This window comes from Martinezella sp. CNPSo 3964 (assembly GCF_057784375.1).
The window spans coordinates 1,117,622-1,137,234 of the sequence record NZ_JBXSOW010000001.1 but is presented as its reverse complement, the minus strand read 5'-3'; the positions used below and the strand labels follow the sequence as shown (position 1 = coordinate 1,137,234).

At 60.5% G+C, this 19,613-nt stretch carries 15 protein-coding genes; 8 read left to right on the top strand and 7 right to left on the bottom strand.

Annotated elements, in window-relative coordinates:
• Positions 1-110 precede the first annotated feature (110 nt).
• Together AC13Q5_RS05575 and purD are read right to left on the bottom strand one after the other, a co-directional pair.
• Positions 111-539: a plant virulence effector HPE1-like domain-containing protein gene (locus AC13Q5_RS05575; RefSeq protein WP_075855590.1), complete on the bottom strand. Its 429-nt coding sequence runs from the start codon at positions 537-539 to the stop codon at positions 111-113.
• 112 nt (positions 540-651) lie between these two features.
• Positions 652-1,920, bottom strand: coding sequence for a phosphoribosylamine--glycine ligase (purD, locus tag AC13Q5_RS05570; protein WP_488501055.1), 1,269 nt, complete (start codon positions 1,918-1,920; stop codon positions 652-654).
• A gap of 248 nt (positions 1,921-2,168) precedes the next feature.
• On the opposite strand from purD, the gene AC13Q5_RS05565 reads away from it, so the two are divergent.
• Positions 2,169-4,478 (top strand): Tex family protein, encoded by a 2,310-nt coding sequence (locus AC13Q5_RS05565; protein ID WP_488501054.1) that lies wholly within the window; start codon positions 2,169-2,171, stop codon positions 4,476-4,478.
• A gap of 144 nt (positions 4,479-4,622) precedes the next feature.
• Positions 4,623-5,882, top strand: coding sequence for a cyclopropane fatty acid synthase (locus AC13Q5_RS05560; protein ID WP_488501053.1), 1,260 nt, complete (start codon positions 4,623-4,625; stop codon positions 5,880-5,882).
• A gap of 91 nt (positions 5,883-5,973) precedes the next feature.
• Here the strand turns inward: AC13Q5_RS05560 and AC13Q5_RS05555 are convergent, their stop codons facing one another.
• Complete coding sequence (locus tag AC13Q5_RS05555; RefSeq protein WP_488501052.1) at positions 5,974-6,408, bottom strand: hypothetical protein; 435 nt, start codon at positions 6,406-6,408, stop codon at positions 5,974-5,976.
• 267 nt (positions 6,409-6,675) lie between these two features.
• Between AC13Q5_RS05555 and AC13Q5_RS05550 the strand changes: the two genes are divergently transcribed.
• From AC13Q5_RS05550 to AC13Q5_RS05540, 3 genes are all read left to right on the top strand, one after another.
• On the top strand, positions 6,676-7,485 hold the full coding sequence (locus AC13Q5_RS05550; protein ID WP_488501051.1) for a MipA/OmpV family protein: 810 nt from the start codon (positions 6,676-6,678) through the stop codon (positions 7,483-7,485).
• Between the two features lie 64 nt (positions 7,486-7,549).
• Positions 7,550-8,512: a 4-hydroxybenzoate octaprenyltransferase gene (gene ubiA / locus AC13Q5_RS05545; RefSeq protein ID WP_457878152.1), complete on the top strand. Its 963-nt coding sequence runs from the start codon at positions 7,550-7,552 to the stop codon at positions 8,510-8,512.
• A 40-nt stretch (positions 8,513-8,552) separates the two neighbouring features.
• Entirely contained in the window at positions 8,553-9,008 is a 456-nt protein-coding gene (locus AC13Q5_RS05540; protein ID WP_075855583.1) for a GNAT family N-acetyltransferase, read from the top strand.
• A 70-nt stretch (positions 9,009-9,078) separates the two neighbouring features.
• Here AC13Q5_RS05540 and AC13Q5_RS05535 read toward each other — a convergent pair whose 3' ends face one another.
• On the bottom strand, positions 9,079-9,645 hold the full coding sequence (locus tag AC13Q5_RS05535) for a DUF6101 family protein (protein WP_075855582.1): 567 nt from the start codon (positions 9,643-9,645) through the stop codon (positions 9,079-9,081).
• 318 nt (positions 9,646-9,963) lie between these two features.
• Here AC13Q5_RS05535 and AC13Q5_RS05530 point away from each other — a divergent pair, with 318 nt between their 5' ends.
• Together AC13Q5_RS05530 and AC13Q5_RS05525 are read left to right on the top strand one after the other, a co-directional pair.
• Complete coding sequence (locus AC13Q5_RS05530) at positions 9,964-12,480, top strand: DUF1217 domain-containing protein (protein WP_488501050.1); 2,517 nt, start codon at positions 9,964-9,966, stop codon at positions 12,478-12,480.
• Positions 12,481-12,699: 219 nt separating this feature from the next.
• Complete coding sequence (locus AC13Q5_RS05525) at positions 12,700-15,684, top strand: DNA translocase FtsK (RefSeq protein WP_488501049.1); 2,985 nt, start codon at positions 12,700-12,702, stop codon at positions 15,682-15,684.
• A 76-nt stretch (positions 15,685-15,760) separates the two neighbouring features.
• Here the strand turns inward: AC13Q5_RS05525 and AC13Q5_RS05520 are convergent, their stop codons facing one another.
• Entirely contained in the window at positions 15,761-16,312 is a 552-nt protein-coding gene (locus AC13Q5_RS05520; RefSeq protein ID WP_488501048.1) for an MOSC domain-containing protein, read from the bottom strand.
• A gap of 72 nt (positions 16,313-16,384) precedes the next feature.
• Here AC13Q5_RS05520 and phnF point away from each other — a divergent pair, with 72 nt between their 5' ends.
• Positions 16,385-17,119 (top strand): phosphonate metabolism transcriptional regulator PhnF, encoded by a 735-nt coding sequence (gene phnF / locus AC13Q5_RS05515; protein ID WP_488501047.1) that lies wholly within the window; start codon positions 16,385-16,387, stop codon positions 17,117-17,119.
• A gap of 4 nt (positions 17,120-17,123) precedes the next feature.
• Here the strand turns inward: phnF and AC13Q5_RS05510 are convergent, their stop codons facing one another.
• Together AC13Q5_RS05510 and AC13Q5_RS05505 are read right to left on the bottom strand one after the other, a co-directional pair.
• Entirely contained in the window at positions 17,124-18,554 is a 1,431-nt protein-coding gene (locus tag AC13Q5_RS05510) for an FAD-binding oxidoreductase (RefSeq protein ID WP_075855577.1), read from the bottom strand.
• 32 nt (positions 18,555-18,586) lie between these two features.
• A complete protein-coding gene (locus AC13Q5_RS05505; RefSeq protein ID WP_488501046.1) occupies positions 18,587-19,561 on the bottom strand; it encodes an L-threonylcarbamoyladenylate synthase in 975 nt (324 codons plus the stop codon).
• Positions 19,562-19,613: the final 52 nt, after the last annotated feature.

Below are 19,613 nucleotides of genomic sequence, written 5' to 3'. Positions count from 1 at the left end.
AGTTATACCGATCAATATTTAGAATTTTCGAATATTATTGATATGTAGAGGCGTGCTTAAGCCTTCATGATCCCCCGAAGCAAGTAGAGGGAAAGCATGATGGATGCCGATTACTGGCGAAGTTGAAAGCCCGAGAGGTCGAGGGGAGTTGGCTGATGTGCTGCCGCGCCATCCGGCAGGGCTGCCGTCTTCGCCGCCATGTCGATGCCGTCGGCTGGTTCACCCGCCGCGGCAAGAGCCTCCGGCGTCGGTTTGCTCACGAACACCACGGGTGAGCCGCCCATCCATGCCTCGGTACGCAATACTTTCTTCTCGCCGTCAACGTTGCGCACGACGATCGATTGAGTGCCTGCCTTCAGTGTGGGTACGGTATATTCCTTTTCCGTAACCGGCGGCTTGAGGGGAGGGCAGTCGGCGCAGCTCTTGTCGACAATGCTGCCCCTGCCGCCGATCATCGTGCCGTCGATCGGCTGGATCGACGAGGCCATGGCGGAGCCGCCGGCCAGTACGCATGCCAAGGTCAGAAAGAAGGAACGCATAACCAGGAACTCCGCCTATAGTGACGAAGACATTAGTGTAGCTTTATTTCCATCCCGTCAGGAGATTAGGTAAAAATTTAATGGACTTGCGATTGTAGAGCCGCAGTGATGTTTACTTTTCGCGCTCCACCGCACGCCAGCCGATATCATTGCGATAGAAGCCGTTATCCCACTTTACCTTGCCTGCCAGGGCGTAAGCTCTTTCTTTTGCTTCGCCCACCGACTTGCCGGTTGCCGTGATGTTCAACACGCGTCCGCCGTTCGCAACCAGCGCGCCGTCCTTCAGGCCTGTGCCGGCATGGAACACTTTTTCGCCTTCGCCGCAGGCCGGCAGCGCCGTGATCGGCGTGTTCTTGGCGTAGGCGCCCGGATAGCCTTTCGAGGCCATGACGACGGTCAGCGCGGGATCGTCGCTCCATTCGGCCGTCACCTGATCCAGCGTGCCGTTGGCGCAGGCAAGGAGCAGCGGCAGCAGATCACTCTTCAGCCGCATCATCAGCACCTGGCATTCGGGATCGCCGAAGCGGACATTGTATTCGATGAGCTCCGGCCCCTTGGCGGTAATCATCAGTCCGGCAAAGAACACGCCGCTGAAGGCATGGCCGCTTTCCGCCATGCCGCGCATCGTCGGCTCGATGATCTCCTTCATCGTGCGCTCGACCATGTCCGGGGTCATGACGGGAGCAGGGGAATAAGCGCCCATGCCGCCGGTGTTCGGGCCGGTATCGCCGTCGCCGACGCGCTTGTGATCCTGCGCTGTTGCCAGCGCCAGCGCATGCTTGCCATCGCTAAGGCAGAAGAAGCTTGCCTCTTCGCCGTCGAGATAGGCTTCGATTACCACCTCCGCGCCGGCCTCGCCGAATGCGCCTTCGAAGCAATCGTCGATTGCGGCCAGCGCCTCGTCGACCGTCATCGCGACGGTGACGCCCTTGCCGGCTGCAAGACCATCCGCCTTGACGACGATCGGCGCGCCCTGAGCGCGGATATAGGCTTTCGCCTTCGGCGCATTGTTGAAGCGCTGGTAGGCGCCGGTTGGAATATCGTAGCGGGCGCAGATATCCTTGGTAAAGCCCTTGGACCCCTCGAGTTGGGCGGCCGCGGCGGAAGGACCGAAGACGGCGATGCCGGCGGCGCGCAGCCTGTCGGCAATACCGGCGACGAGCGGCGCTTCCGGGCCGACCACGACGAAATCGATGGCCTTCTCCTTGCAGAAAGCGACGACGGCGTCATGGTTGTCGATATCGATCGCCGCAAGCGTCGCATGCTCGGCAATGCCGGGATTGCCGGGCGCCGCATAGAATTCCGTCATGAGAGGCGATTGCGCCAGTTTCCAGGCCAGTGCGTGTTCGCGTCCGCCCGATCCGATCAACAGAACTCTCATGGCTTGCCCTTTCGTTGCGTCCCTTTGCGCGGTTAAGCGGGGTTGGGCCAAAGGTCAAGCGTCAAATCCTGTGGAGGTTTGCCTGGCAACATTGCAACGCCTTTTTCTATCGCTAAAGCGGAATGCGGTTTGGACGCGAGGTCGCCTCTCATCTGCCGGATCGACATGATCCGCGTCGAAAACCGCTTCTTATGTCCATGGGATCGTGCTTATGGTCCCCTTTACGATTGTCCAGTTCAGAGAGACACATGGCCGCCGATATCCGTTCCCTTGCCGCTACCATTGCCGCCGAGATCAACTCCCGCCCGGATCAGGCCAAGGCCGCCATCGAGCTCTTGGACGAAGGCGCGACCGTGCCCTTCATCGCCCGCTACCGCAAGGAAGTAACCGGCGGCCTCGACGATACGCAGCTTCGCACGCTGTCGGAGCGTCTGGTCTATCTGCGCGAGCTGGAAGCGCGCCGCGCCGCCATCATCGAATCCATCACCGGCCAGGGCAAGATGACCGATGAGCTGATGGCCAAGGTCGCGACCGTTGCCACCAAGTCCGAGCTGGAAGACCTCTATCTGCCCTATAAGCCGAAGCGCCGCACGCGTGCCGAGATCGCCAGGGAGCGTGGCCTCGGACCCTTGGCCGATACCATCCTCGCCGATCGTTCGAAGGAGCCCGCCGTGCTTGCCGAAGGCTTCATCACGGCCGATGTTGCTGACGTGAAGACGGCGCTGGAAGGCGCGCGCGATATCATCGCCGAAGGTATTGCCGAAAACGCCGATCTGCTCGGCAAGCTGCGCAATTACATGAAGACCAGTGCCACGCTGAAGGCCGCCGTCGTCGACGGCAAGCAGGAGGCCGGCGCCAAGTTCTCGGACTATTTCGAGCACCAGGAACGCTGGGCGACGGCTCCCGGGCATCGCGCGCTCGCTATGCTGCGCGGCTGGAACGAAGAAGTGCTGACGCTGAATATCGAAGTCGATACCGATGCCGTCTCGCCAAACAAGCCGGTCGAGCGCATGGTCACTGCGGCCTATGATATCGGCGCAAGCCGGCCGGGTGACCGCTGGCTGACGGAGGTCGCGAGCTGGACCTGGCGTGTGAAGCTTTCGATGTCGCTGTCGCTCGATTTGATGCGCGAGTTGCGGGAGAGGGCGGAGGAAGAAGCGATCCATGTCTTCGCCCGCAATCTGAAGGATCTGCTGCTCGCCGCACCCGCCGGTTCGCGCGCCACCATGGGCCTCGACCCGGGCATCCGCACCGGCGTCAAGGTTGCCGTGGTCGATGGCACCGGCAAGCTCCTGGAAACCACCACGGTCTATCCCTTCCCGCCGAAGAACGATGTGCGCGGCACGCAGGCGGCGCTGGCGGCACTCATCCGCAAACACAAGGTCGAGCTGATCGCGATCGGCAACGGCACGGGCAGCCGCGAAACCGAAAAGCTGGTGGCCGACATGCTCGCCGAGCTGCCGGCGCCGAAGCCGACCAAGGTCATCGTCTCCGAAGCCGGCGCATCGGTCTATTCCGCCTCGGAAACGGCCGCATTGGAATTCCCCGGCCTCGATGTTTCGCTGCGCGGCGCCGTTTCCATCGCCCGCCGCCTGCAGGATCCGCTGGCGGAACTTGTGAAGATCGAGCCGAAGTCGATCGGCGTCGGCCAGTACCAGCACGATGTCGACCAGCAGAAGCTGTCCCGCTCGCTGGATGCCGTGGTCGAAGACGCGGTGAATGCCGTCGGTGTCGACCTGAACACGGCCTCCGCACCGCTGCTTGCCCGCGTCTCCGGCCTCGGGCCGTCGATCGCCGAGGCGATCGTTAGGCATCGCGATGGCGAAGGCGCGTTCGAGACGCGGCGCGATCTTTTGAAGGTCGCCCGTCTCGGCCAGCGCACCTTCGAGCAATGCGCCGGCTTCCTGCGCATCCCGAATGGCAAGGAACCACTCGATGCTTCCTCGGTGCACCCCGAAGCCTACGGTGTCGCCAAGAAGATCGTTGCCGCCTGCGGCCGCGACCTGCGCACGCTGATGGGTGATACAGTAACGCTGAAGGCCGTCGATCCCAGGCAGTTCATCGACGACAAGTTCGGTCTGCCGACCGTGCGCGACATCATCGCCGAGCTGGAAAAGCCCGGCCGCGATCCGCGCCCGAGCTTCAAGACCGCGACCTTTGCCGAAGGCGTCAACGAGATCAGCGATCTCAAGCCTGGAATGCTGCTGGAGGGGACGGTAACCAATGTCGCTGCTTTCGGCGCCTTCGTCGATATTGGCGTCCATCAGGACGGTTTGGTACATGTCTCGCAGCTGGCTGACCGCTTCGTCAAGGACCCGCATGAGGTCGTGAAAGCCGGCGATGTGGTCAAGGTCAGGGTCGTCGAAGTCGACGCGAAGCGTAAGCGAATCGGCCTTTCCATGCGCAAAGATGGCAGCACTGTGGCGGCCCCATCCGGACGGGACACGCGCGAGCAGGGTGGTGTGCGCAACGCTGGCGTTAGGGGAAATGGCCATCCGAAGGCCGAACAGCAGGGTAGTTTCGGGGCCGCCTTGGCCGACGCACTCAAACGAAAATAAGGACTTAGCGGAACTTCGTGCAAGAATGTCACACTCTGGCAGCGTTGTTGCCGGAGTGCCAACGACTGTGGAAAGGTGAGCTTGCCACAATGCTGTGAGGCGTTAAAGTTGCCTTAATGTCATGTCATAACATTCGAGGCGTCCATGGCGTCCACACTTTTTTCTCTCGTCCAGAAAATCATCCGTAAAGGTTCACTCAGGCTTACGCTCGCATCCGGCGAGACCCATGTGGTCGGCGATGGAACCGGAGAGACGGTTGCCGTCCGGTTTGCCGATCAACAGGCAGAGGATGCCATCGCGCGCGATCCAACGCTCAAGCTCGGCGAAATGTACATGGAAGGCCGCTTCATCCTCGAGCAGGGGGATATTTACGAATTCCTCTCAATGGTGAAGCAGAATACCACAAATGAGATCTTCGATTTCCGTATGGCGGCGCTGTTGATCGGCCGCATCGCCTGGCAGCAGATCAAGAGCCGCTCGCCGATCAACCGCAACAAGTACAATGTTGCGCATCACTACGATCTGTCGGCAAAGCTGTTCGATCTCTTCCTCGATGAAGACTGGCAATATTCCTGCGCCTACTTCAATCCGCCTGGTATCAGCCTCTATGAAGCGCAGGTGGCCAAGAAGCGTCACATCGCTGCCAAGCTGCTGGTCGAACCGGGGCAGAAGGTGCTGGAGATCGGCTCCGGTTGGGGCGGCATGGCCATGTATCTCGCCGAAGCCTATCCCGGCCTCGACGTAACCGGCATCACGCTCAGCGAGGAACAGCTGAAAGTATCGCGCGAGCGGGCAGCCAAGCGTGGCCTCTCCGATCGCGTCCGCTTCGAGCTGCAGGACTATCGCTATATGACCGGCAAGAAGTTCGACCGAATCGTCTCGGTCGGCATGTTCGAGCATGTCGGCATCGGCGATTACGGCAAGTTCTTCCGCAAGGTTTCGGAGCTGCTGGATGACAACGGCGTCATGCTGTTGCACTCCATTGCCCGCCCGAAGCCGAGCTTCGCCACCAACGCCTTCATCGAGAAGTACATCTTCCCCGGCGGCTACATCCCGTCCATCGGCGAAACCACGCCGCCGCTGGAAAAGGCCGGTCTGCTCACACGGGATGCCGAGACCCTGCCGATGCACTATGCCTATACGCTAAGGCACTGGCGCAACCGCTTCGTGGCGCGCAAGGCCGATGCCGTCGCGCTCTACGACGAGAAGTTCTTCCGCATGTGGGAGTTCTATCTGGCTGGCTCCGAAATGGGCTTCCGCTGGGATGAACTCTTCATCATGCAGCTCCAGATCACCAAGAATCAGTTCGCCGTGCCCGACAACCGCAATTACATCGCGGAACGCGAAGCGAAGCTGAAGGAGTTCGAGGCGGGACGCGCACCTTTGGAGAAGGTGACGTTCTAGCGGTGGTCTGAGGCCTAAATCACTTATTGCGCCGGCGGCATGGCAGCATCCGCCAGCGCCTCCGTTCTTGTCTTTTCAGCTTGTAAAGGCGTCACTTGCCGACGTGGATGGTGAAAGTGCCGTCTTGCACCGTGCCGTCGGTGTTCAATCCCGTCAGTCGCATGGTGAATTGATCGATGCCCGAAAAACCGGAGTTCGGCGTGTAGTAGATGATGTTCCCCTGGACCGGCTTGCCCGAGCACAGATAAACGGGGCTGCCTTTCGGAAATTTGGCCGCGACCGGACCGTGCTCGATGTCGATCTTGCCATGCGCAGGTGCCTTGACGACACCGGTGTAGGGGAACCCTGCAAAGGTGCAGTCCTGCTTCACTAGAGATGCGCTCGTTATCTTCGTCTTTTTACCCGGCGCGATTTGGCGCGAAAACTGGCTTTGCTTGGCCCCGCCGATCGGTGCGCCGACGCAGCCGGAAAGCGCTAAGCCGGCGCCAAGGATCAGACCTAGGGAGATCAGGGATATGGTCTTCATTGCTTCTCTTCTTGAAATTGGGGGCTGCGAATTCATGGGTATCGGGCAAGTCTCTTCCCTTACCCATGATTGAGTAGCTTATACAGGAATTAAATCAGCGCGACAGATCGGCGCATGCAGCGGGGCATTCGCCGGAGCAACCTGAATTTGATGTCCTCAATGGATTCGGCGTCTTGTGGTTAAGAGAGCGGTAACGCGATCCGCATAGTTTGAGCCAACTCTAGGGCTGGGTATGGCCCTTTGTATTGCGTGTCATGGAGTTTCAGTTTGTTTACAAAGTTGCGCCCATTCCTCATCCTCAGCCTTTTTGGCGCCTCCACAGGCGTGGCTTACGCTGGCGACGGCCAGCATTTCTGGTCGGGTGACTGGTATCTAAGCGTCGGTGCGGCCGGTTTCTCCGCGCCGAAGTTCGAAGGCGGCAAGCACAACAAGCTGCAATGGTCGCCGCTGGTCTCCATCGGTCGGCAAGGCCCAGGCCCACGCTTTTCCTCGCGCAACGACAATCCCTCCTTTGCTCTGATCGAGAGCGACGCGTTTCGCATCGGCATCGTCGGCAAATTCGTGCCGAGCCGCGACAGCAGCGATGGCCGCGAGCTGAGGGGATTGAAGAAGGTCAAGTGGGGAGCGGAGGCTGGCGGTTTTGCCGAAGCCTACCCCACCGACTGGCTGCGCGCCCGCGTCGAAGTCCGGCAGGGCATTCGCGCCCATAGCGGCGTCGTCGCCGATGCCGCGGTCGATGCCTTTACCGACATCACTCCGGAGCTGCGCGCCTCGGCCGGTCCGCGCATGACGCTCGCCAGCAGCGACTATTTCGACGCCTATTACGGCGTCAATGCGCGCGAATCGGCTGCCTCCGGCCTTAGCGGTTACAAGCCCGGTGGCGGGGTCAAATCCGTCGGTTTCGGCGGCGCCCTGACCTGGAAGGCCTCGCAGAACTGGACCACAAGCACTTTCCTTGAATATACCCGGCTCACCGGCCCGGCCGCCGACAGCAGCCTCGTGCGCGAGCGCGGCGACCGCAACCAGCTGCTGATCGGTGTTTCCGCCAGCTACAAGTTCAATTTCACGATGAACTGAGTGATCGGCGAGGCTGTGGCCTCGCCGCTTGACCTTGGATGCCGGATGTCACTACTACTCGCCTATGCAAAACACAGGCGACATCAACGGGCGCGTCGCTGACGCGCCTTCCGGTAACTGGGTCTATCGCGTTCTGCCCCCGACGCTGTGGCCCTATGCTCAGCTTGCACGCTGGGACAGGCCAATTGGCTGGCAGCTCCTCATGTGGCCATGCTTCTGGTCCGTCGCACTCGCGGCCAATGCCTCCGTCGCCGTGGGACATGGCTCCCCCGGCTTCGTGGTGATCTATCACCTCATTCTTTACTTCATCGGCGCGGTCGCCATGCGCGGCGCCGGCTGCACCTATAATGATCTGGTCGACCACGAGATCGACATGTCCGTGGCACGCACGCGCTCGCGCCCGCTGCCATCGGGCCGCGTGACGCGTCGTCAGGCCAAGGTGTTCATCGCCCTGCAGGCCCTGGTCGGTCTGCTGGTGCTGCTGCAATTCAATTGGTTTGCCGTCGTGCTCGGCGTGCTGTCGCTTGGTATCGTCGCGCTCTACCCCTTTGCCAAGCGCTTTACGGACTGGCCGCAGTTCTTCCTCGGTCTTGCCTTTTCCTGGGGAGCGCTGATGGGTTGGGCAGGTCTGTTCGGCAGTCTGTCCTTTGCCTCGATCGTGCTCTATCTTGCAGCCATCCTCTGGACCATCGGCTACGACACGATCTACGCGCATCAGGACAAGGAGGATGACGAGCTGATCGGCGTACGGTCGACGGCCCGGCTTTTCGGCGATCGGACGCGCCTCTGGCTGGCCGGGCTCTATGGGACGGCGCTGCTTTTGATGCTGTTGTCCTTCGCGCTCGCTGGTACAAGCTGGCTGGCCTATCTCGGCCTCGTCGTTGCCGGTGGCATGTTCGCCTATCAGATCGCCGTGCTTGACATCAACAACGGCGAGCAATGTCTGGCCTTGTTCAAATCAAACAATCGGGTGGGGCTGATCATCTTTGCCGGCCTTTTCCTGTCGTTCCTGTTTCTTGTTCCCTGAGGGGAGGGATCGCCGCATCAGGTTCTAGAGGAAGGGCGTCATGACATGTGAAATCCGTCCGGCCTCGGAGGCGGATGCCGAGGCGATCAGCGGCGTAATCCTTGCAGCCCTTCGTGAGAGCAACGCGACGGACTACGCGCCGGATATCATCGCGCGCGTTGCCGAAAGCTTTAGTCCTGCTGGCATGCGCAGGCTCTTGAGCAACAGAACGGTCTTAGTGGCGATCGACGACGGAAGCCTTGTCGGCACCGCAAGCCTTGATGGTGCCGTCGTGCGCACGGTGTTCGTCTCTCCCTCTGCGCAGCGGCGTGGCATTGGCGCGAGCCTGATGGCTGCAATCGAACGGGCGGCGCAGGCAAGCGGCATCGCCGTCCTGTCCGTCCCCTCTTCGATTACCGCGCAGGGTTTCTACGAGAGGCTCGGGTTCAATGCTGTCGGCGAGAATTTCCATGGCGATGAACGAACGATCGTCATGGAGCGCTCGCTGATGCCATAAGATTTCGGCCGCGGGATTGGTTTTCCCACGGCCGACTTTTGGCGATAATCTGTATGGGAGCCGTATCAGCTCAACGCCTGGCGATGATCTCGCGGCCTTGGATCTTCATCTTGACGCCGAGCTTGCCGGTCGTGCGACGCACGAGGAAGCGGGGACGGCGGTTTGCGAAGTAGGAGTGGCGGCGACGCGGTTGGCTGTCCTGCGAGCGGACGCCACCGAGATGTTCTTCGAGCGGCCGGGCGATGCCGTCAGCTTCGATCATCAGCATGGGAATACGGAAGGCTTCCGACCAGGAGCGCCAGTCGGCGGCGATATCGCTCAGATCGTGAGCGACGAGAAGGGGGATGCAGAGATCCGGATCGGAGTGATGCAGTTCCAGCGTGACGGTGACTTCGCCGTCGCCGTGATCGATGGCGCGGGCGGCTACACCCTGGAATGCACGCTTGGGCAAGGCGACGGACAGCGGCAGGCCGCTGGACGGCAGGATCTTGCGCAGCACGGCGCCGCGCTCGTCGATCGTAATGGTGACGTCACCCTCGGCACCTCGCATGGCATAGCTGACCTGTTGCGGGAAGCGCGCCGGATCGAGCCGCAGTGTGGTTCCAGCCCAATCGGGCTTCAGGACGGTATTAGTCATCGATTTCTCTACCCTTGCTTTACCTGAGAGCCGGTTGTTCCGGTCTTCTCTCGGAGAACTTTTGTCCTCTCGTTGTTGGGCAGATTAGGCGCCGTCCCTTCCAGACAGCTTAAAAATCGAGGTTAAGAAAACTTTGCGTCGTCAAATGGTTAGCAAAGTCGAATGCATCAGGGTTTCCATAAGGTGAACACACGGCAGGGCGGTGCGTCAATATAGTACATGCAAAAGGCGAGCGTGTGTAAGTCTCAGGTAAGGTTTGTATGCAATAATCACAGCCAGATTCGCCCCCTTTATTAGAGATCTATTGGGATTCTGCTGATGATTTCCACTTATCTTGGTTATACCATCGCAACCAGAGATATGGCGACCTCCCTCAATCAGGTGGCGCAGCAGTCGCAAAACAAGCGTTTGATCGACTATTACAACGCCAATATCGGCAAAGTAACGAACGTCGATGACTTCCTGAATGACTATCAGCTATACAGTTACGCAATGGAAGCCTACGGGCTTTCGGACATGACCTATGCCAAGGCCTTTATGAAACAGGTCCTGACAAGCGACCTCAGCGACAGCAGCAGTTTCGCCAATAAGCTCACGGATCCGCGCTATAAGGAGTTCGCTGCGGCGTTCAATTTCGGCACGAGCTCGTCAAGCACGACGAATACGGCACAAACCAGTACGCAGGAAGACGACCTCATAGGGCTTTACCAGCAGTCGTTTACGAATGAGGAGACGTCGGCGGCGACCGAAACGAGCTATTACAGCCAGAATATCAGCTCGGTTAAGACGGTTGACGACCTCCTCGGCAATACCCGCCTGCGCAACTACGTGCTCCAGGCCTACGGCATCGACCCGACCTATGTGTCGAATTCGTCTCTGAAGCAGATGCTGACGAGCGATCTCAGCGACCCCAACAGCTACGTCAATCAGAATGGCGGCACCGCCGACAAGGCTCTGGTGGCGGAATTCAATTTCAATGCCGACGGCACCATCAAGACATCGACGCCGGATGGCGATACGGCCTATTACGAGGCCAATATCGGCAATGTCACCTCAGTCGACCAGCTGACGTCCAATCCGCAGCTGTTCCAGTACGTCAAAACGGCATTCAATATCCCGTCCTACATCACGGCGGACCAGTTCAACGCTTCCGCCAAGGATGCCGGCACCGCGAGTTCGAACGGGCTGACCGCCGTCATGGCTGAGTTCAACTTCCAGAGCGACGGCACGGTCGCATCCGGCTCGCAGGCCCAGACGTCCGATCAGATAAGCGCCACCACGGCAGGCTATACCACGAACTATCCGGGCGGCCCGCAGACCCTCAGCCAGCAGGCCGATGTGATGAGCGCCTACAATTCCACCGTGCCCTCGTTCACGACGAGCGTTGGCGCAACCGACAATGATCTCTATTACAAGAATCATATTGGCTCCATCACGTCAGTCGACCAGCTGACCTCGGACACGCGTCTTTTCGATTACATCAAGACGGCTTATGGCATCGATTCGACGACGCCCGCGGTCGTCTTCAAGAACGCTTTCGCCGATTCGACGACTGCCTCCATCTTCGGCCTGACCGATGTCGTCTCCCAGTTCAATTTCCAGTCGGACGGGACGCTTGCTTCCGGCCAGACGGCGCAGTCCCAGGATGAGATCGACGCGGCCTCCACGGCCTATATGAGCAATTACCAGTCATCGCAGTCGACCCTGACCACGGATGCGGTCAACAACTACAAGAACCGCATTGCGGACGTGAAGACCATCAAGGATTTCTTTGCGAGCAATACGTCCGACAGCAGTACCGCCAACGATAGCGCGCCGGAACTCTACCAGATGGCGCTGCGCGCCTATGGCATCGGCGAGAACGAGCTCACGAAGACTCAGCTGACCAAGATTCTCGAAAGCGATCCCTACGATTCGAAGAGCTATGTCAGCTCGTTGAAGGATTCTCGTTTCACCGCGCTCGCCAAGGCATTCAATTTCGACAGCAAAGGCAATCTGAAGGCGCCGGTGCAGTCTTTGTCGGAGACGCAGATCAACAGCTATATCTCGGAATACTCCAGCCGCAGCACGGCAGGGCTGTCGGGCGCCGAACTGACTAAAGCCACCAGCGATGCCAAAACCGCCGGCACCTATTTCGCCACCAACATCGTCAAAGTGACCAGCGTCACGGATCTGCTGGCCGACAGCAAGCTTACGAATTTCATCCTGACAGCCAACGGCATCGATCCGAAGACCGTTACTACGGCGACGTTGAAGAAGGCTTTCGCTTCCGATCCGTCCAGCTCGACGAGCTTCATCAACACGACCGACGGTGCCAAATTCAAGAGCATCGTTGAGGCGTTCAATTTCGGCACCGACGGAAACCTGACCGACACGAAGCTCGGCACAGCGCAAAACCAAGGCGCTCTTGCGGCGACCAACGATCTCTATCTGCATCAAACGCTGGAAGATCAGCAAGGCGAGACCAATCCCGGCGTGCGTCTGGCGCTCTACTTCCAGCGCAAGGCGCCCGATATCAACTCGATCTATGACATCATGGGCGATTCCGCTCTCTATGAAGTCATCACCACGACCTACAATTTGCCGAGCTCGATCTCCAGCATGGATGTCGATACCCAGGCCAGTATGCTGAAAAAGTTCGTCAATGTGAGCGACCTGCAGGACCCGGACAAGGTCAACCAGCTGCTGCAGCGGTTCTCGGCGATGTACGACCTGGAGAACAACACGACGTCCTCGACGTCGCCAGCACTCTCGATTCTCACGGGCTCGTCGTCGAGCTCCGGCATCAGCGCCGACACTCTGCTTTCCATCGCACAGCTGTCCTCATCGCGGTAACAGATCCCGCAAAAAATTTAACCTGTCTCACTGCCGCGTTCCCGCTCGGCAGAGTCGAGTCATGCATTTGTTTTTACGGGGCTTTCGAACATACACGGGAATGTTTAATGGGTGCGGAATGGCTGCTTTCCACAACGGCAGGAAGGAACTTATTAACCATCCTTGCCCTATTCGATTTGAGAAGCCAACGGCAATATCAATGACTGGGTTGCAGGTCTCATGCGTCTTTCCCGAACGACACTTTCCAATGCGTCACAAGGCGTCCAGCCGGAGGGCGATCTCGACGCCGAGCAGGCGGCCGAAGAGGCACGTCGCGCCGAGCAGATCGCCGCTCGTCGCGCGTTCCTGGAAGAGAAGATTCGCAATGCCCGCGAAGCCAAGCGCAAGGCTGAAGAGCAGCGTCACGCCGAGGAAAAGCGCCTCGCCGAAGAGGTGAGGAAGCGTACCGCCGCAGCACCGCCGCCGGTCGTGGAAGCGCTGCAGTCCGCCGCCGTCACGAGCGAGCAGGAAATGCCGGTTCTGCCGCAAGGAATCTCCGCGGAAGATCTCGCATCGCCCGGCTGGCAGAATGCCTTCCTGATGGGACCGAACGTGCGCTTCACCCGTACGCGCGAAAACGAAATCATCAGCCGCCGTCCGCCCACCGAGCCGAAGCCCGAGATCCGGCCGCTCGTGTCGGCGCATGCGACGATGCGGGTCATGGAACCGCCGGTCGTTGAAGCGTCCGCGGCATCGGCTGCGGCCATTGTCGTCCCGCCCGTGCGGCAGGACGAATTCCATCTGCCACCGCTCGAAGACATGCCGCTGGTGGTGGATGGCTACATTCCGACAGTAATTCAGAATTCTCCGGCAACCGAGCCGGACGCATTGGAGATGACCGTTATCGCTACCGCATTCTTGAAAGCTCCCGCGATCGCGCTGGATGCTTCCCCTGTTCAGTCAAGTGTTTCCGAGTCCCTAGCCGCGCCTGTGGTCGAGTCGCGTCTTGCCCATCTTTCCGATTTCGCCTTCTGGGATGCGATGCCGTTCGATGGCGAATTCGTTTCTGCCCTCAAGGGGGGGCCGAAGCAGGCTGTGACGCCGCCCAAGCCGGAAGTTGATGCCGAATCGATTATTGCGAAATTCCGCGTCGTCGAGTGCCGTCGCCCGGCTGCCGCCGTCGAGCCGCAGCCCGTTGTCGCGCCGTCGCCGGCTGTCGAAGTCGCAACGCCAGTTGAAACCAATTCCAACCAGCCGACGGCGGATCTCAGTACACCGGCCATGGATGAGCTTGCAGCACTGGAGGCCGCCGTCCTAGCCCCGGCCATCGAAGTTGCGCCCATCGCTGAAGAAGCGCCCCAGGCTGAGCAGCAGCCTGCGGTGGAGGCACCGGCCGAGGCATTCGTGCCGCCTGCGTTCGTCACTGCAGTCTATGGTGCTGAAGCCGCCCCGGCCGTCGAGATTCGTCCTGCACCGGTCATGGTCGTGGCACCGATGCCGAAGAAGGTTGCCGCCCCGGTTTCTATCGAGCCGGTCGCCAAGGCTGCAGCCACCATGCCGGCCGTCGAAGCCGCAGCGCAGCGCCTGATTGATGCACCGCCGTCGCCGATCTCGCCGCGTCGGCCCGTTTCCCTGACGCCGCCCGAGTGGCGCCCGATCGCCCGCACCGCGGACGGAGAATACGAACTGCCGCCGCGCGAACTGCTGCAGGAGCCTGTCGCCCGTTCGGGCGTGATCATGACGCAGGAAACGCTGGAGCAGAATGCTGGCCTGCTGGAAAGCGTGCTCGAGGATTTCGGCGTCAAGGGCGAGATCATCCACGTCCGTCCAGGCCCTGTCGTGACGCTCTATGAATTCGAGCCGGCACCCGGCGTCAAATCCTCGCGCGTCATCAACCTTGCGGACGATATCGCCCGCTCGATGTCGGCGCTCTCGGCTCGCGTCGCCGTCGTTCCCGGCCGCAACGTCATCGGCATCGAACTGCCGAACGTCAACCGCGAGACCGTCTATTTCCGTGAGATGATCGATTCGCCCGATTTCGAGAAGAGCGGCTACAAGCTGGCGCTCGGCCTCGGCAAGACGATCGGCGGCGAGCCTGTCATCGCCGAGCTTGCGAAGATGCCGCATCTGCTCGTTGCCGGCACCACCGGTTCGGGCAAGTCGGTCGCGATCAACACGATGATCCTGTCGCTGCTCTATCGCATGACGCCGGAACAGTGCCGCCTGATCATGGTCGATCCGAAGATGCTGGAGCTGTCAGTCTATGACGGCATTCCACACCTTCTGACTCCCGTCGTGACCGATCCCAAGAAGGCCGTCATGGCGCTGAAATGGGCGGTGCGCGAAATGGAGGATCGCTACAAGAAGATGTCGCGCCTCGGTGTGCGCAACATTGACGGCTACAACAGCCGCGTTGCTTCCGCCAAGGAAAAGGGCGAGACGATTCACGTCATGGTCCAGACTGGCTTCGACAAGGGCACCGGTGCCCCGATCGAAGAGCAACAGGAAATGGACCTGACGCCGATGCCCTATATCGTCGTCATCGTCGACGAAATGGCCGACCTGATGATGGTCGCCGGCAAGGAAATCGAAGGCGCGATCCAGCGTCTGGCGCAGATGGCGCGTGCGGCCGGCATCCACCTGATCATGGCAACACAGCGTCCTTCGGTCGACGTCATTACCGGAACGATCAAGGCGAACTTCCCGACGCGCATCTCCTTCCAGGTGACGTCGAAGATCGACAGCCGTACGATCCTCGGTGAGCAGGGTGCCGAACAACTCCTCGGCCAGGGCGACATGCTGCACATGGCCGGCGGCGGCCGCATCTCCCGCGTCCACGGACCCTTCGTGTCCGACGAGGAAGTCGAAAAGGTCGTCGCTCATCTTAAGCTGCAGGGCCGTCCGGAATATCTCGATACGGTCACCGCCGACGAGGACGAGGAAGACGAGGAAGAAGATACGGCCGTCTTCGACAAGGGCGCGATTGCCTCGGAAGATGGCGACGATCTCTACGAACAGGCGATCAAGGTGGTCATGCGCGACAAGAAGTGCTCGACCTCCTACATCCAGCGCCGCCTCGGCATCGGCTATAATCGGGCCGCCTCGCTCGTCGAGCGCATGGAAAAGGACGGTCTGGTCGGCCCCGCAAACCATGTCGGCAAGCGCGAAATCATCACCGGCAACCGCAATGGCGGCGGCAATGCGAGCCAGGAAGACTTCGATTGATTACTTAGGCAGCCAAGCCTACTCGATACCGGAATGAAAAGAGAAGCGGCTCTCCATTGGAGGGCCGCTTCTTTTTTCAAACCCGCTCAAGCTTGAGATGCGGCAGCGGCGGGAGCTCGACGTGGATCGCATCATCTCGCTGCACGCGGCCGCCTCTTGAGACGATGCCCATGATGCCGGCCTTGCGGATCAGACCTCCATCGGCATCCTTGTCGAGCACCGCATGTAGCAAGCCTCTCTGAAAATTGTCGATCTGCTTGCAGGGATTGCGCAGGCCCGTCACCTCGACGATTGCTTCCGCGCCGATATGAAGGCGCGTACCTTGAGGCAGCGAAAGCAGGTCGATCCCTCTGGTCGCGATATTTTCGCCCATATCGCCCGGCGAAACGGAAAATCCCTTCTCCGTCAGTTCGTCGAACAGCTCCTCATGGATGATATGCACCTGGCGCAGATTGGGCTGGGTCGGATCGACCGCGACGCGGGAACGATGCTTCACCGTCACTCCCATGTGCGCGTCGCCTTCGACGCCAAGCCCCGTCAGCAGCTGAATGTGATCCTTGGTCTGCTTCCTGAACTCGTGCACGCCGCTGCTGCTGACTGATGTCACATATATGCGCTTGTCGCCCATGCCGAACCCTTCCATAAACGATCGAGATCTTTATAAATTGGTATATACCAATTTCAAGGCGACAGATTTGTGATGGTAGAGAAAATTCGACAGGACGAAGGCGCAAAAACTGCGGGAGGCTGGGCGACCGTTGCCGCGGACCTCAGGCGCGCCATCGATGGCGGTCACCATGCTCCGGGAAGCCGCCTGCCGAGCGAGCGCGCCTTGTCCGAACAATTCGGCGTCTCCAGGGTGACGATGCGGCGTGCGATCGCCGAACTGGAGGGGGAGGGGCTGCTACGTGTTGCGCGCGGCAGCGGTGCCTATGTCCGCGCCGACATGCCCGTCCGCTTCCAGCTGGGCGACAAGGTACGCTTCAGCAAGGATCTGACCGCGACGGATGCCAACCTCACGCGCAAGGTTGTCTCGGCAAGGGAAATCCCGGCAACCGCCGATGTCGCTACGCGGCTAAATCTCCGGCCGGACGAGACGGTGCTGGAAATATGCGTGGTCGCCTATGCCGATGCGCTTCCTGTCTCCGTCGTCATGCGCAGCTGCTCGGCGAAACGTTTTTCCGGCTTGGCGGAGAAGTTTGTCGCAACAGGCTCGTTTACGGCGGCGCTGAGGGATTACGGCGTGACAGACTATTGGCGCCGCTCCACCGACATCACGGCGCGGATGCCGACGGAAGCCGAGGCGCGCCTCCTGCAGCAGTCGCGCCTGACGCCCGTGCTTGCCTATGCCGGCGAAGACATCGATGCCGACGGCACGATCATCTCGTGCCAGATCGGCTGCTTCGCCTCGGAGCGGGTTGTCGTGACGGTTTGATATCTCAGACCTTGAGAACCTTTCCCGGATTCATGATCCCGGCTGGGTCGAAGGCCGACTTGATCCGTCGCATCAGATCCATCTCGATATCGGAGCGGATCGAGGCAAGCTCGTCGCGCTTCAGCTGGCCGATGCCATGCTCGGCCGAGATCGAGCCGCCATGCTGCAGCACCAGCCCATGCACGATCTTGTTGATCTCGCGCCAGCGGCCGATGAAACCAGCCTTGTCGGCGCCGACCGGCTGCGAGATGTTATAGTGGATATTGCCGTCGCCCATATGCCCGAAAGCGCAGACGCGCGCCCCCGGCATGGCAGCGACGACGGCCTTTTCGGCCTCCGCCATGAATTGCGGGATCTGCGCCACCGGCACGGAAACATCGTGCTTGATTGAGCCGCCTTCCGGCTTTTGCGCATCCGACATGCTCTCGCGCATGTGCCAGATAGCCTTCTGTTGGGTTTCCGAGCTGGCGATGGCCGCATCCTGTATCAGGCCGGCCTCATAACCCTGCTCGAGCAGCGCCGTCATCATCCGCTCGGCCGTCTCGGCCGAATCGGAGGTGGAGATATCAATCAGCACATACCAGGGATGCGCCGTCTCCAGCGGATCGCGCACGCCCGGAATATGCCGTGTGGTGAACTCGACGCCGATGCGCGGCATCAGCTCGAAACCGGTCAGCGCCGTGCCGCAAAGGCTTGAGGCGTTCTTGAACAGGGTCAGCGCGTCGTCGACCGATTGCAGGCCGGCAAAGGCGACCTGATGGCCGAGCGGCTGCGGGAAAAGCTTCAGCACGGCGCCGGTGATGACGCCGAGCGTGCCTTCCGCGCCGATGAATAGATCGCGCAGATCGTAGCCGGTATTGTCCTTCTTCAGGCGGCGCAGCCCATTCCAGATCTCTCCCGTCGGCAGCACGACTTCAAGGCCAAGGCAAAGCTGGCGCATATTGCCATAGGCAAGAACGGCCGTGCCCCCGGCATTGGTGGAAAGATTGCCAGCAATGCGGCACGAACCTTCGGAGCCGAGTGAAAGCGGGAACATGCGGCCATGTTCGGCCGCTGCTTTATGAACATCGGCGAGAATACAGCCGCCGTCGACGATCATGGTGTTGCCGACCGGATCGATATCGCGAACGCGGTTCATGCGCTCCAGCGACAGGATGATGTCGGAGCCACCCTCGCGCGGCGTCTGCCCGCCGACAAGGCCGGTATTGCCGGTCTGCGGCACGATGGCCGTGCCGGTCTCGCTGGCAAGTTTCAGGATCGCGGAAACCTCTTCCACGGAGCCGGGTTTCAGCAGTATGGGCGAAGCGCCATGATAGAGCCCTCGGTTCTCAACAAGATGCGGCGCGATTTCCGCAGGGTCTCGCACGGCATGTTTTTCACCGACGATGGCGGCGAAGCGATCCAGAAGGTCGGAAGAGGGGGCGGAGCTGCTCATGGCGTGTCCTTTGCCTGATGGTGTCGGGCTGATTATTCTCTGGGCGCGGCCGCGCGGCGCAGCCGGTCGTTGATGGCCTCGCCGAGGCCCTCGTCGGGAATATGGGAGAAAGCAATTGTCGTTGCACCGGTGGCGTCGGCGCGCTTCATGAAGTCGAAAAGGTTTGCTGCGGCTTCGGAGAGATCGCCTCCGGCGCTCAGATCCAGCACGGCAACGGCTTTTTCGATGCCGGCAATGTCGGGCGTCCCGAAGCGGATCAGCGTCTCGTTCTCGGAAACCTCCGTCGCATTCAGCCGCACGGCCGCTCCCGGCGCATAATGCGAAGCCATCATGCCTGGAGCCTCGATTGCAGCCGAAGCTTTCTTCTTGCGCTTCAGCGCCTTGCCGGCCACGCGCTCGATCTCGCTTGCCGCGAGACCGCCTGGCCGCAGCAGGCGCATCTCGCCGTCCTCGACCTTCACGATGGTCGACTCGACGCCGACGACCGAAGCCCCGGCATCGAGAATGAGGCTAATGCGTTCACCGAGATCGTCATGGACATGATCGGCGCTGGTGGCGCTGATCTTGCCTGACGTGTTGGCGCTTGGTGCTGCAAGCGGCCGGTTGAACGCGCGGATCAGATCGCCGGCAAAGCCTTTGGGTACGCGGATGCCGACAGTATCAAGCCCGGCTGTCGCCAGCGGGTGGATGCCGCTATCGGGCTTGAGTGGCAGCACCAATGTCAACGGGCCAGGCCAGAAGGCTTCCGCCAGCTTCCGAGAGGTAGGATCGAAGATCGCATAGCGCTCGGCCATGGCGAGATCGCTCATATGGCAGATCAGCGGATTGAAGCGCGGCCGCCCCTTCGTTTCATAGATGCGGGTAATGGCGGCTGGATTGGTGGCGTCAGCGGCAAGCCCGTAGACCGTCTCCGTCGGTAGACCGATCGGTAGACCCTCGGCAAGGGTTGCCGTCGCGACCTCTATTGCCGTTTGCGGATGTTCGAGAATGTCTATGTGTCGTGCCATGGCCTGCCTGCTTGCAGTTCAGGCCGTTCTTATGCTCTTCGAGTTTTGGGAT